General features: G+C 70.4%; 11 protein-coding genes. 6 read left to right on the top strand and 5 right to left on the bottom strand.

The window, feature by feature from the left end; translation table 11 throughout:
* Positions 1-276: 276 nt before the first annotated feature.
* On the top strand, positions 277-2,256 hold the full coding sequence (gene parE / locus HW577_RS11205) for a DNA topoisomerase IV subunit B (protein WP_198376220.1): 1,980 nt from the start codon (positions 277-279) through the stop codon (positions 2,254-2,256).
* A gap of 414 nt (positions 2,257-2,670) precedes the next feature.
* On the opposite strand, the gene HW577_RS11200 is transcribed toward parE, so the two are convergent.
* The gene (locus tag HW577_RS11200; RefSeq protein WP_198376219.1) at positions 2,671-3,048 is read right to left on the bottom strand and encodes a helix-turn-helix domain-containing protein; all 378 of its coding nucleotides are present in this window, start codon (positions 3,046-3,048) and stop codon (positions 2,671-2,673) included.
* A 277-nt stretch (positions 3,049-3,325) separates the two neighbouring features.
* Here HW577_RS11200 and HW577_RS11195 point away from each other — a divergent pair, with 277 nt between their 5' ends.
* Complete coding sequence (locus tag HW577_RS11195) at positions 3,326-4,483, top strand: aminotransferase class V-fold PLP-dependent enzyme (protein WP_198376218.1); 1,158 nt, start codon at positions 3,326-3,328, stop codon at positions 4,481-4,483.
* Positions 4,484-4,543: 60 nt separating this feature from the next.
* On the opposite strand, the gene glnA is transcribed toward HW577_RS11195, so the two are convergent.
* Complete coding sequence (gene glnA, locus HW577_RS11190) at positions 4,544-5,983, bottom strand: type I glutamate--ammonia ligase (RefSeq protein WP_198376217.1); 1,440 nt, start codon at positions 5,981-5,983, stop codon at positions 4,544-4,546.
* Between the two features lie 203 nt (positions 5,984-6,186).
* Entirely contained in the window at positions 6,187-6,525 is a 339-nt protein-coding gene (locus HW577_RS11185; protein WP_198376222.1) for a P-II family nitrogen regulator, read from the bottom strand.
* A 313-nt stretch (positions 6,526-6,838) separates the two neighbouring features.
* On the opposite strand from HW577_RS11185, the gene HW577_RS11180 reads away from it, so the two are divergent.
* Together HW577_RS11180 and HW577_RS11175 are read left to right on the top strand one after the other, a co-directional pair.
* Positions 6,839-8,032, top strand: coding sequence for an aminotransferase (locus HW577_RS11180; protein WP_198376216.1), 1,194 nt, complete (start codon positions 6,839-6,841; stop codon positions 8,030-8,032).
* A 14-nt stretch (positions 8,033-8,046) separates the two neighbouring features.
* Positions 8,047-8,646, top strand: a complete 600-nt coding sequence (locus HW577_RS11175) for a hypothetical protein (RefSeq protein ID WP_198376215.1) — start codon at positions 8,047-8,049, stop codon at positions 8,644-8,646.
* Here the strand turns inward: HW577_RS11175 and HW577_RS11170 are convergent.
* Both HW577_RS11170 and HW577_RS11165 read right to left on the bottom strand, forming a co-directional pair.
* The gene (locus tag HW577_RS11170) at positions 8,637-8,888 is read right to left on the bottom strand and encodes a DUF3297 family protein (protein WP_198376214.1); all 252 of its coding nucleotides are present in this window, start codon (positions 8,886-8,888) and stop codon (positions 8,637-8,639) included. The two genes, HW577_RS11175 and HW577_RS11170, sit on opposite strands and share 10 nt — an antisense overlap.
* A gap of 82 nt (positions 8,889-8,970) precedes the next feature.
* A complete protein-coding gene (locus HW577_RS11165) occupies positions 8,971-11,115 on the bottom strand; it encodes a malate synthase G (RefSeq protein WP_198376213.1) in 2,145 nt (714 codons plus the stop codon).
* A gap of 158 nt (positions 11,116-11,273) precedes the next feature.
* Here HW577_RS11165 and HW577_RS11160 point away from each other — a divergent pair, with 158 nt between their 5' ends.
* Both HW577_RS11160 and HW577_RS11155 read left to right on the top strand, forming a co-directional pair.
* Complete coding sequence (locus HW577_RS11160) at positions 11,274-12,845, top strand: gamma-glutamyltransferase (protein WP_198376212.1); 1,572 nt, start codon at positions 11,274-11,276, stop codon at positions 12,843-12,845.
* A gap of 154 nt (positions 12,846-12,999) precedes the next feature.
* Positions 13,000-13,413, top strand: a complete 414-nt coding sequence (locus HW577_RS11155; RefSeq protein WP_198376211.1) for a PilZ domain-containing protein — start codon at positions 13,000-13,002, stop codon at positions 13,411-13,413.
* Positions 13,414-13,501 lie beyond the last annotated feature (88 nt).

Below are 13,501 nucleotides of genomic sequence, written 5' to 3'. Positions count from 1 at the left end.
GGCGGCGCTGGCGCCGCGGGCGCGGGGGATGGCGAGGTCCGGCGCCTCGCCGCCACCAACATCGCCCGGCGCGACAATTTCGCCGAGAGCATCACGCTGGCCACCCAGGCGGCGGAAAGCGGGTTCGAACTCGCGACCTGACGGCGGGCGGCCGCGCGCGGGGCGCAACCCCCGGCCGGCCGCGCCGGCCTTCGGCTGGCCGGGACCCCGACTCGCCCCCCGCGTTGTTTCCCTGGCCGGGCGCCTCTATTCTCGCCGCCCATAGGGGAACAAGACATGAACGATCTGTTCGGCCGGGGCGGTGCGCGGAAGGGCGCCGCCGGGCAGGGCGAGTATTCCGCCAAGGACATCGAGGTGCTGGAAGGGCTGGAGCCCGTCCGCCGGCGCCCCGGCATGTATATCGGCGGCACCGACGAGAACGCGCTGCATCACCTCGCCGCCGAGGTCCTCGACAACGCCATGGACGAGGCGGTGGCCGGCCATGCCGACCATATCGAGGTGATCCTCGAGCCGGGCAACTGGATCTCCGTCCGTGACAACGGGCGCGGCATCCCCATCGACCCGCATCCGAAGTTTCCAAAACTCTCGGCGCTCGAGGTCATCCTCACCACGCTGCATTCGGGCGGAAAGTTCTCGGGCAAGGCCTATGAGACCTCGGGCGGGCTGCACGGCGTCGGCTCCTCCGTCGTCAATGCGCTGGCCGAGCGGCTGGAGGTGGAGGTGGCGCGCGACCGCGTGCTGCACACCCAGGCCTATGAGCGCGGCAAGCCGGTCACGAAGCTCAAGAATGCCGGCCCGGTGCAGAACCGGCGCGGCACGCTGATCCGCTTCAAGCCCGACCCCGAGATCTTCGGCACGCTCGCCTTCCGCCCGGCGCGGCTGTACCGGCTGTGCCGCTCCAAGGCGTACCTGTTCCGCGGCGTCGAGATCCGCTGGTCCTGCGACCCGTCGCTGATCCAGGACGAGACGCCGGCGCAGGCGGTGCTGCATTTCCCCGGCGGGCTGTCTGACTTCCTCGCCGCCGCCATCGAGGGCCAGGCGACCGTCGTGCCCGCCCCCTGGGCGGGCGAATCCGACTTCCCCGAGGGCGCGGGCCGCGTCGAATGGGCGGCGACCTGGGTGGAGCGCGGGGACGGCTTCCTCAACACCTACGCCAACACCATCCCGACGCCGCAGGGCGGCACGCATGAAGCGGGCTTCCGCGCCGCGCTGGTGAAGGGCCTGCGCGCCTATGGCGAGCTTAAGAAGGAAAAGCGCGCCGCCAACGTCACCGCGGAGGACCTGTTCGGCGGGCTCGCCGGCATGCTCTCGGTCTTCGTGCGGGAACCGCAATTCCAGGGCCAGACCAAGGACCGGCTGACCAGCCCCGAGGCGGCGCGCCTGGTCGAGGGCGCGCTGCGCGACCATTTCGACCATTGGCTCGCGGGTGATCCGGCGCGGGCGGACAACCTCCTCGCCTTCGCGATCGAGCGGGCGGAGGAGCGGATGCGCCGCCGCGCGGAGAAGGACACGCCGCGCAAATCGGCGACGCGCAAGCTGCGCCTGCCAGGCAAGCTCGCCGATTGCGCGCGCGAGAGCGCCGAGGGCACCGAGCTGTTCCTGGTGGAAGGCGATTCGGCCGGCGGCTCGGCCAAGCAGGCGCGCGACCGGGAGACCCAGGCGGTGCTGCCGCTGCGGGGCAAGATCCTGAACGTGGCGAGTGCGAGCACCGAGAAGCTGCGGCAGAACCAGGAGCTGAAGGACCTGATCGAGGCGCTGGGCTGCGGCGTCGGCGACCGCTTCGACCTCGCGCGGCTGCGCTACGGGCGCGTGGTGATCATGACCGACGCCGATGTCGACGGCGCGCATATCGCCGCGCTGCTGATGACCTTCTTCTACAAGGAACTGCCGGAACTGGTGCGGCAGGAACGCGTCTTCCTCGCCCAGCCGCCGCTCTATCGCCTGCAGGCGGGCGGCGTGTCGGTCTATGCGATGGACGATGCGGACCGGGAGCGGGTGCTGAAGGCGCGCTTCAAGGCGAACCAGAAGGTCGAGGTCAGCCGCTTCAAGGGCCTGGGCGAGATGCCGCCATCCTCGCTGAAGGAAACCACCATGGATCCGCGCCGGCGGACGCTGCTGCGCGTCGTGCTGCCGGCGGAGGACCGGGCGCGGACCTCCGACCTGGTGGAGGCGCTGATGGGCCGCAAGCCGGAACTGCGCTTCCGCTTCATCCAGGAGAATGCGGCGAGCCTGGAGGCGGAGGCGCTGGACGCCTGACGCGCGGGGCGGGCGGCGGCGGCCCCTGATGGCCGGGGGCTTCCCGCGTGCCGGCCGTTTGCGCCCGATCAAGACTCGTTCCCCCGCGGCGGGCTATCAGGACGTTACGGAAGCGGTGCGAGGGTCGGATGTTCAGGGATCGGCGCATCCGCACAGTCGGGCATCGTCGGACGGAGACCGGTGGTCGTGCCGCGCTTCGGTCATCGGGGCCGTCGCGGCGGGATGGTCGAGCGACCTGTGAGCGTCCCGCGCGCGGCGTATGGGTGCGCGCGGAACCGGCGTGGCAGGTTGATGGTCGGTGCGCCGCGGCGGCCATGCCGGCCGCGGCGCGCGGGGCGGCGGGTGGTCCCTTCCCCAGGACCCCCGCGTGTTCGTCCCCGAGCCCGGCGCGCGCCTTGGCGTGCCGGCGGTCTGTCAGTGTTCCCGGGACGTGCCGGCGGCGCGGGCGAGGTTCAGGGTCAGGTTGTGTGCCCAGTTCTCATGCGCGTCATCGAGAGTGATGCCGAGGGCTTCGGGCATGCGCGCGGCCTCGAGCCCGAGGAACCAGGCCGGCCCCATGCCGAGCGCGGCGCCCAGCGCAATGGCCAGGCGGAGGTTGAGGGGCTCGATGCCCAGCTCGAGCCGTGACATCTGGCGCTGGGTGATGCCCACGCGCCGAGCCACTTCCGTGGCCGTGAGCCCGAGGCTCCGGCGCTGCCGGTGGATGGCCGCACCGGCCTGGCCATCGAATTCCTGCGCTGCGGCGGCAGCCTGGGCGCGCGTCTCTGCGGAGGTCGCGGAGGTGTTGGGCATTTCGTTTTCCTTCTTCACGTCTTTACGTCGCCCGCCGTTTCGGGATTCCGGCGACCACCTGGTCGCGTCTGGCCCGGAACGTTCGGATGGCGGACTGATGCACCTGTTTCGGTTAACGAGAGGCGAAAGTCCTATCTGATCGTTAACGCGTGCGGCGGCGGGGCGATCCGGCGTGCCGCGGCCCGGTCGTGTCAACGATCGCTGACACCCGGGAGGCCCTTCGCGATCCCTCGGCGGCGGGCCTAGGCTGTGCCGGTCACCCGTGAGGAGGCCCGCCATGCTGCCCTGCCAACGTGCCCTGTTCGACATTCCGCGCGACGTTGCGTGGCTGAATGCCGCGGCCTGGAGCCCGCTGCCCCTCGCCGTCCAGGCGGCGGGACATGCCGGCGTCGCGCGCAAGGGCAGGCCCTGGGAAGTCGATCCCGCGCTCGCGGCCGTGCAACATGAACGCGCCCGCCGCGCGGCGGGTTTACTGCTCGGAGTGTCAGCTGAAAATGTCGCCCTGATTCCGTCCGTCTCCTACGGCGTCGCGGTGGCGGGTAAAATTTTCGTGCCCCCCGCCGGATCGCGCGTGCTGGTGCTCGAGGAGGACCACGCATCGCCCGTCCTCGAATGGATGGCGCGGGCGCCGGCGCAGGGCTTCACGGTCGAGACCGTCGCGCGGCCGGCGGATGGCGACTGGACCGCGGCGGTGGAAGCCGCCATCGCCCGGCAGGGCGCGCCGCCGGTCTCGCTCGCGTCGATCTCCTCGGTCCATTGGGCCGATGGCGGCGTCGTCGATCTCCTGCGCATCGCGCCCCTGCTGCGCGCGGCGGGCGCGGCGCTGCTGGTCGATGCCACCCATGCGGCGGGCGTCATGCCGATCGACGTCGCCGCGATCGACCCGGACTTCCTGATCTTCCCCACCTACAAATGGGTGCTCGGGCCCTACGGGCGCGCCTTCATGTACATCGCGAAGCGGCGGCAGGACGGCATCCCGCTGGAGCAGACGCCCTTCGGCCGCCGCGCCGTCTCCGCGGAACGCTCGCCCTATTTCGCCGACCTCGCCTATGCGCCGACGGCGCGGCGCTTCGACATGGGGGAGCGCGACCACTTCATCGGGCTGGAGATGGCGGCGGTGGGCATGGAGATGATGGCCGGCTGGGGCCAGGCGGCGATCGCGGCGCGCTGCGCCATGCTGAACGAGCGGCTGGAAGCGGGGCTTGCCGCCGCCGGCGCGATCCTGCCCCGGCGGGACCTGCGCGCGCCGCACATCCTCTGCGTTGCCTTCCCCGGCGGGATGGCGGCGGACCTGCCGGAGAGGCTCGCGGCGCTGCGCGCCTACGCAGCGCCGCGGCTGGGGCGGCTGCGCATCAGCCCGCATGTGTACAACGACGAGGAGGATGTGGACCGCTTCGTCGATGCCTTCCGGCGGGTGACGCGCCGGGCGGCCTGAAACGGCGAAGGGCCCCGCGCGATGCGCGAGGCCCCCCGTTTCCGTCCGATCCGAAGGGGATCAGACCGAGTAGTACATCTCGAACTCGACCGGGTGCGGGGTGTGCTCGAAGCGGTACACCTCGCTCCACTTCAGCTCGATGTAGGACTCGATCTGGTCCTTCGAGAAGACGTCGCCGGCGAGCAGGAACTCGTGGTCGGCGGCGAGCGCCTGCAGCGCCTCGCGCAGCGAGCCGCACACCGTCGGGATGCCCTTCAGCTCCTCCGGCGGCAGGTCGTAGAGGTCCTTGTCCATGGCGTCGCCGGGATGGATCTTGTTCTTGATGCCATCGAGGCCGGCCATGAGCATCGCCGAGAAGGCGAGGTAGGGGTTCGCGCCCGGATCCGGGAAGCGGACCTCGACGCGCTTGGCCTTCGGGTTCGTCGCATAGGGGATGCGGCAGGAGGCCGAGCGGTTGCGCGCCGAGTAGGCGAGCAGCACCGGCGCCTCGAAGCCCGGGATCAGGCGCTTGTAGGAGTTGGTCAGCGGGTTCGTGAAGGCGTTGAGCGCCTTCGCGTGCTTGATGATGCCGCCGATGTAGTACAGCGCCGTCTCGGACAGGTCGGCATAGCCGTTGCCCGCGAAGACCGGCTTGCCGCCCTTCCAGATCGACTGGTGCACATGCATGCCCGAGCCGTTGTCGCCGTAGACCGGCTTCGGCATGAACGTCGCGGACTTCCCGTAGGAATGCGCCACGTTGTGGATGCAGTACTTATAGATCTGCAGGTGGTCGGCCATCTTCACGAGCGTGCCGAACTTCATGCCGAGCTCGTGCTGCGACTGCGCCACCTCATGGTGGTGCTTCTCGATCACGACGCCCATCTCCCCCATGGTCGAGAGCATCTCGGCGCGGAGATCCTGCTCGCTGTCCACGGGCGGGACGGGGAAGTAGCCGCCCTTCACGCCGGGGCGGTGGCCCATGTTGCCTTCCGGATAGTCCTTCAGGCTGGCCTGCGGGCCCTCGATGCTGTCGAGCTGGTAGATGCCGTAGGTGCCGCCCGTGCCGAACTTCACGTTGTCGAAGATGAAGAACTCGGCCTCGGGGCCGAAGAAGGCGGTGTCGCCGATGCCGGTCGACTTCAGGTATTCCTCGGCCTTCTTCGCCGTCGAGCGCGGGTCGCGGTTGTAGCGCTGGCCGGTCGAGGGCTCGTAGATGTCGCAGAAGAGGATCAGCTGCGGCTTCGCCGAGAACGGATCCATCGTCGCCGTCTCGGCATCCGGCATGAGGATCATGTCGGACTCGTTGATCGCCTTCCAGCCGGCGATCGAGGAGCCGTCGAACATGATCCCTTCCTCGAAGATCTCAGGCTCGATCGTCGAGACATGCTGGGCGGTGTGCTGCCACTTGCCGCGCGGGTCGGTGAAGCGGAAGTCCACGTATTCGACGCTGTGCTCCTTGATCATCTCCATGACCTTGGAGACGGCGGAGCTGCCACCAGCGGCGGCGGGCTTCTTGGCCATGATGTGCGGTCCTGTTCCCTGACTGCGAAATCCCCGAACCCTGTCGCGCGCGCCGCGGCTTCGGTGCTCCGCTGCGCTGCCCCGGCGCCGGGGCCGGGGCCCGTTCGGACCCCAACCCCCGCTTCGGGCCCGGCAGGCGCAAGCGCCGCGTCCGGACCCCGCGCCGCACCCCCGCCGGGGAGGGGGCGGCGAAACCTTCCGACCTAGACCGCGTCCTCGCCGCGCTCGCCGGTGCGGATGCGGATCACCTCCTGGATGTCGGAGACGAAGATCTTGCCGTCCCCGATGCGGCCCGTGCGCGCCGCGGCCTGGATCGCCTCGACCGCGCGGTCGAGCATGTCGTCGCCGCAGATCACCTCGATCTTCACCTTCGGCAGGAAGTCCACGACGTATTCGGCGCCGCGATAGAGTTCCGTATGGCCCTTCTGCCGGCCGAATCCCTTGGCCTCGACCACGGTCAGGCCCTGAAGCCCGATCTCGTGCAGCGCGTCCTTCACCTCGTCGAGCTTGAAGGGCTTGATGATGGCCTCGATCTTCTTCATCGGCTCCTGTCCAGCGGCCGCGGCACCATCCGGCGCCTTGGCCTTCCTCCCGGTATTGCTGCCCGGTTCGTTGTTGACCCTGATCCTGGCGCGCGACCCGGCGAGGCCGGGCGCGCCCGGGGTATTGCACGCGCCATGCCGGCGCAGCAATCCGAGGCGCCCCCGGAAAATCACGCGCGCAGGCAGGCCCGTGCCGATTTCACGGGCGAGTTGCACAAAAACAGGGCTTGGCCTGCCCGCCCGGTTGCCGCCCCCCGCGACCAGCCCCATAACCCGGGACCCGCGACCCTCCACAGGATGAAGCGCCCGTCTGATGCGCCCGCAGAACGCCCTTCTTTCCGCCACCGGCACCACGATCTTCACCGTCATGTCGGCGCTGGCGAACCAGCACCAGGCGATCAACCTCGGCCAGGGCTTCCCCGACTATGACGGGCCCGAGGACGTGGTCCGCGCCGCCGCCGACGCGTTGCTCGACGGGCGCAACCAGTACCCGCCGATGACGGGCGTGCCGGAATTGCGCCAGGCCGTCGCGGCGCACAATGCGCGCTTCTACGGGCTTACGATCGACCCGAACGCCGAGGTCGTCGTCACCTCCGGCGCCACGGAGGCGATCACCGCCTGCCTCATGGCCGTGCTGAACCCCGGCGACGAATGCGTGCTGATCGAGCCGCTCTACGACACCTATCTCCCGGTCGTGAAGCTGCTCGGCGCCGTGCCGAGGCTGGTGCGCCTGTCGCCGCCGCACTGGGAATTGCCGCGCGCGGAACTCGCCGCGGCCTTCGGGCCGAAGACCAAGGCGGTGCTGTTCAACACGCCGATGAACCCGACGGGCAAGGTCTTCACGGCCGACGAACTCGCCTTCATCGGGGAGCTGATCCAGCGCCACGACTGCTACGCCATCTGCGACGAGGTGTATGAGCACCTGACCTTCGACGGCGCGCGGCATATCCCGCTGATGACCCTGCCGGGGATGCGCGAGCGCTGCATGCGCGTGGGCAGCGCGGGCAAGACCTTCAGCCTCACCGGCTGGAAGGTGGGCTACATCAGCTGCGACCGCTCGCTCGCGCCCAACGTCGCCAAGGCGCACCAGAACCTGACCTTCACCACGCCGCCCAACCTGCAGCGCGGCGTCGCCGTCGGGCTGGTGAAGGACGACGCGTATTTCGAGGGGCTGTCGGCGCATCTCCAGCAGAAGCGGGACAGGCTCGGCGCGGGGCTCGCGCGGCTCGGCTTCGGCGTGCTGGAGACGAAGGGGACCTACTTCATCACCACCGATGTCCGGCCGCTCGGCTGGAACGGGGACGACGTGTCCTTCTGCCGCACGCTGACCGAGGAGGCGAAGGTCACCGCGATCCCGGTGACGGCCTTCTACGCCAGCGAGGACGCGCCGAACCACTACGCCCGCTTCGCCTTCTGCAAGGGCGACGCGCTGCTGGACGAGGCGCTGGCGCGGATGGAGCGCTGGCTCGCCGCGCGCGGCGGGGCGAAGCGCGCGGCCGTGGGCTGAGCGGGCGCGCGGCGATGCCGGGCCTGACGCACATGACGCTCGGCGCGATGGTGACGCGCCGCGGCGACATCACGAAGAACCGCTTCGTCGGCGCGCGCTGCGCGCGCGACGTGGAGCGCAGCCTGGGCTTCGGCGCCGGGCGCCTGGCGCAGGGCTGGGCGGTGCTGGTGCTGAAGGACCGTCTGACGCCGGCGGACTTCAAGTTCAGCGGCACGACGCTGCGTTCGGGCGGGCGGCTCGGCCTGCCGGCGGATACGGCCGCCGATGACGCGGCGCGCCCGCATGTGGCGGATGTGATGCGCGCGGAATACGGGGCGACGCATGTCGAGCGGATGCAGCAGCTGGCCCTTGCCTCCGTCACCGAGAAGGGGCCGGACCGGATCGTGAAGGTGGTCCCGGTCCAGGACCACGATTCCGATGCGGCGCCGAGCGCGCAGTACCCGATGGGTGGTGGCGGCCTGCAATGGACGTTGACCACGCCCAAGACCTTCCTGGTCGCGATGACGGTGAGTGACGCCGAGATCGCCACCATCCCCGACTTCAGCGCCTTCATCGGCCCGTCCGCGCCGTATGACGCGCGGGCGCGGATCGCGCGCTGGCTCGATCAGGCCTGAGGCGGTTCGTCGCGCAGGTAGGGTTCGACCTGGCCGGTCAGCTTCATCGTCAGCGGCCGTCCGCGGCGGTCGAGCGTCTTGCCGACGGTGACGCGGATCCAGCCTTCCGAGACGCAGTATTCCTCGACGTTGGTCTTTTCCTGCCCCTTGAAGCGGATGCCGATCCCGCGCGCGAGCAGTTCCTCGTTGAAGTAGGGGCTGGCGGGATCGATCGAGAGCCGGTCGGGCAGCGCATCCGTCATCGTTCAATGCTCCCTTGAGAATTGGGTTCCGAGGGCCTTTCGGCCCTCGGCGGGGAGGTCCGGAGGGGCGGCGCCCCTCCGGTCACGCCGCCTTGGCTTCCCGCCGCCGCCGCGTCAGCACGAACTCGGTGTACCCGTTCGGCTGCGCCGCGCCTTCGAACACCAGGTCGCAGGCCGCCTGGAAGGCCGGCCCGTCGAAGCCCGGCGCCATCGGGCGGTAGGCCGCGTCGCCGGCATTCTGCCGGTCCACGACGGCGGCCATGCGCTTCATCGTCTCCATCACCTGGTCCCGCGTCACGATGCCGTGGCGCAGCCAGTTGGCGATGTGCTGGGAGGAGATGCGCAGCGTGGCGCGATCCTCCATCAGCCCGACATCGTTGATGTCCGGCACCTTGGAGCAGCCGACGCCCTGGTCCACCCAGCGCACCACGTAGCCGAGGATGCCCTGCGCGTTGTTGTCGAGCTCCGCCTGCACGTCGGCGGGCGACCAGTTGGTCTCCCGCGCCAGCGGCACGGTCAGGATGTCGTCGAGCTTCGCGCGGCGCCCGCCCTTGGCGAGTTCGTCCTGCCGCGCCGCGACGTCGACCTCGTGATAGTGCAGCGCGTGCAGCGTCGCCGCGGTCGGCGACGGCACCCAGGCCGTGTTGGCACCCGCCTTCGGGTGGCCCACCTTCTGCTCCAGCATCGCGGCCATCATGTCGGGCATCGCCCACATGCCCTTGCCGATCTGCGCGCGGCCGCGCAGGCCGCACATCAGGCCGACATCGACGTTCCAGTCCTCATAGGCCTTGATCCAGGCCAGCGCCTTCATGTCGTTCTTGCGCACGACGGCGCCGGCTTCCATCGAGGTATGGATCTCATCCCCCGTGCGGTCGAGGAAGCCGGTGTTGATGAACACCACCCGGTCCTTCGCCGCCGCGATGCAGGCCTTGAGGTTGACGGTGGTGCGCCGCTCCTCGTCCATGATGCCCATCTTGAGCGTGGCGCGCTTGAGGCCGAGCGCGTCCTCCACGCGGGAGAACAGCGTGTCCGCCCAGGCCACTTCCTCCGGCCCGTGCATCTTGGGCTTCACGATGTAGACGCTGCCGGCGCGCGAGTTCAGCCGCTTGCCGCGGATGTCGTGCAGCGCGATGGCCGAGGTGCAGAGCGCGTCCAGGATCGTCTCCGGCACCTCGGCGCCGTCGAGCGTCACCGCATCGGTCATCATGTGGTGGCCGACGTTGCGCACCAGCATCACGGACCGCCCGTGCAGCGTCATGGCGCCGCCAGAGGGTTTCTGGAAGATGCGGTCCGCGGCGAGCTGCCGGACCAGGACCTTGCCGTCCTTCTCGAACTCGGCCGTCAGGTCGCCCTTCATCAGGCCGAGCCAGTTGCGATAGACGCCGACCTTGTCCTCGGCATCCACCGCGGCGACGGAATCCTCGCAATCCTGGATGGTCGTCAGGGCCGCTTCCAGCGCCACGTCGCAGATGCCGGCCGCGTCGGTCTTGCCGATCGGATGGGCGCGGTCGAACTTCACTTCCAGGTGCAGGCCGTTGTTGACGAACAGCAGCGAGGTCGGCGCATGGGCGTCGCCCAGGAAGCCCACGCACTGGCCGGGCCGGGCGAGCCCGACCTTCGCGCCGTCCTTCATCGTCACTTCCAGCGCGCCGGCTTCGAGCTGGTAGCCGGTCGCATCCGCATGGCTTCCGGTGGCCAAAGGCACGGCGCGGTCGAGCACGGCGCGGGCGCGCGCGATCACCTGCGCGCCGCGGGTCGGGTCGTAGCCCTTCACCTTCCGGCCGTCCTGCGGGATCGCGTCCGTGCCGTACAGCGCGTCATACAGCGAGCCCCAGCGGGCGTTCGCCGCGTTCAGCGCGTAGCGGGCGTTGGAGACGGGCACGACGAGCTGCGGGCCGGCCATGGAGGCGATCTCGGCATCCACATCCGTCGTGCCGACCTTCACCTCGGCCGGCTCGGGCAGGAGGTAGCCGATCTCCGCCAGGAAGGCGGTGTACGCTGCGAGGTCCACGGGCTTCGCCGGATGGGCCCGGTGCCAGGCGTCGATCTTTGCCTGCAGCGCGTCGCGCCTGGCCAGCAGCGCCGCATTGGCGGGGGCGAGCTCGCGCAGGATGCGCTCCATCGCCTCCCAGAAGCGGGCGGGCTCCACGCCGGTGCCGGGCAGGGCCTCGGCCTCGATGAAGGCCTTGAGCACGGGCGCGACGGCGAGCCCCTTCGTTCCGGCCATGATTCCTGTCTCCTGGACGCTGGCGCCCTTCCCGGGGCGCAAATCGGGGCCGCTTCCTAGGCGCAAAGCCGCCCCGGGGCAAACGCGGCGGCCAGGGTCTTGCCGCGCGCCGGCCACGGCGCGACCCTCCCCAGCATACGCAAGGAAGGAACGCCCCCATGGCCTGGACGCCGCCCCCGCATGTCACGCAGCACTGGCAGGTGACGAAGCCAGGTGCCACCGGCCGGCGGGGCATGGTCGCCTCCCAGGCCCGGGACGCGGCGGAAGCGGGGATCGCGATTCTCGAGGAAGGCGGCAGCGCGGCCGACGCCGCGGTCGCGACCGCCTTCGCGCTGGCCGTGGTCGAGCCCTGGAACTCGGGCCTCGGCGGCATCGGCTTCGCGCAGATCGCGGGCGGGGGTGTGGCGCCGACCACGCTCGATTTCGGCCCGGTCTCCCCCCATGCGCTCGACCCCGCCGCCTTCCCGATGACGGGGAAGATGAAGGACGACCTGTTCACCTGGCCCGAGGTGTTCGAGGACCGCAACGTCCATGGCCCGCTCTCCTTCGCCATCCCCTCGGCCGTCGCGGGCTATGCGGAACTGCACCGCCGGCATGGGAAGCTCCCGCTGTCGGTCGTGCTGGCCCCGGCGGTCGCGCTCGCGAAGCGCGGCCTGTCGCAGGACTGGTTCACGACGCTGAAGGTCGCCAACAGCGCCTCGGTGCTGCGGCTGTATGCCGAAAGCGCGCGCATCTACCTTCCCAACGGCCTGCCGCCCGTGCCGCCCTACCAGGGCTCGCCCGGATTCTTCCGCCAGGGCCGGCTTGCCGAGACGATCGAGCGGCTCGCCCAGGCGGGGCTGGCCGACTTCTATGAAGGGGAGGTGGCGGGCGAACTGCTTGCCGACTTCCGGGAGATGGGCTCGCCGATCAACGCCGCCGACCTGATGGGCTGCAAGGCGGTGGCCAAGCCGGCGCTCGAGGCCGAATGGCGCGGCAAGCGCCTGTTCCTGGCGAACGGGCTGACCGCGGCGCCGACGCTGCTGCGCGTCCTCGACGGCATGCGGGATGCGGATTTCTCCGGCGGCGCGCCCTCGGCCGCCTGGTATGCGCAACTCGCCCGGGTGATGCGCGCGGCCTATGCGGAGCGGCTCGCCGGGCTGGGCGATGCCGAGCCCAAAGCGGCCGAATCCTGCACCACCCACCTGACCGTCTGCGACAAGGACGGGATGATGGTGGCGATGACGACGACGCTGCTGTCGTCGATGGGCAGCCGCGTCGTGCTGCCGCGATCGGGCGTGCTGATGAACAACGGCATCATGTGGTTCGACCCGCGGCCGGAGGCGAAGAACGCGCTCGCACCCGGCAAGCGGCCGCTGACCAACATGTGCCCGGTGATCGCGGCCGAGGCGGGGGTGCCCAGTATCGCCGCGGGCGCCTCGGGCGGGCGGCGGATCATGGCGGCGGTGTTCCAGATGCTCTCCTACGTCGCCGATTTCGGCATGGCACCGGAGGCGGCCGCGCATCATCCGCGGCTCGACGTCTCGGCGGCGGAAGGCGTCACGGCCGACCGGCGCCTGGGTGCCGAGACCATCGCCGCGCTGGCGAAGGATTCGGCGGTGACCGAGGTGGAGCACGCGGTGATGCCGGTGAACTTCGCCTGCCCGAACCTGATCCGCATCGCGCCGGACGGCACGCGGCAGGGCATCACGGATGCGATGAGCCCGTGGAGCGCGGCGCTGGCGCAGTGACGGCGGGCGGGGGAGGGGCGCCGGCACGGCTCGGCCGTCCCTCCCTCACCAATTAAGCGAAAATTGATTTCTGTCGCCATAGGTTTCGCGCGAGGCTGGCATCCCGGACACAACTTCTGGTAGGCCTTTGGTCGTCAAAATCGCGGAGGGCTAGATGCCCCAGTTCATCATGCCGGCGGGCCATGGGATGCACGGCCCCGAGGATCTCGATCTCGACCCCACCGCCGAGGCCAAGATCGCGGCCGGTCTTGGGGACCGGCGCGGGTCGGCCCGCGTTCCGGTGGACGAGCCCTGCACCGTCGTCGTCGGGACGCAGATCCACCATGCCGAGCTGCGCGACGTGTCGGTTGGCGGGGCCATGCTGCGCGGCGTGCCGGGGCTGATGGCCGGGGATGTGCTGGACCTGACCTTGCCGCGTCTTGGCGTGCGTCGCTTTGCCATGACCGTGCGCGCGGTGAGCCTGCTAGGTGCGCATCTCTCCCTGCGCTATCCGGAGGAGGATGCCGAGGGCTGGCGCGACGAGATCGCGCCCCTGTCGGGTCCTGGCGGGCCGACCGGCCGCGCCTGACGGCGCCTGCCCCGCCCGCGGCGGGCGGGTTGGTTCTCGCCGCGGCGCGCCGGTTGCCCTCCCCGCGGCGCGCCGGTTGCCCCTCCCC

The organism is Neoroseomonas rubea (assembly GCF_016106015.1).
Lineage (GTDB): Bacteria > Pseudomonadota > Alphaproteobacteria > Acetobacterales > Acetobacteraceae > Neoroseomonas > Neoroseomonas rubea.
This window is presented reverse-complemented; position numbering and strand designations above follow the sequence as displayed.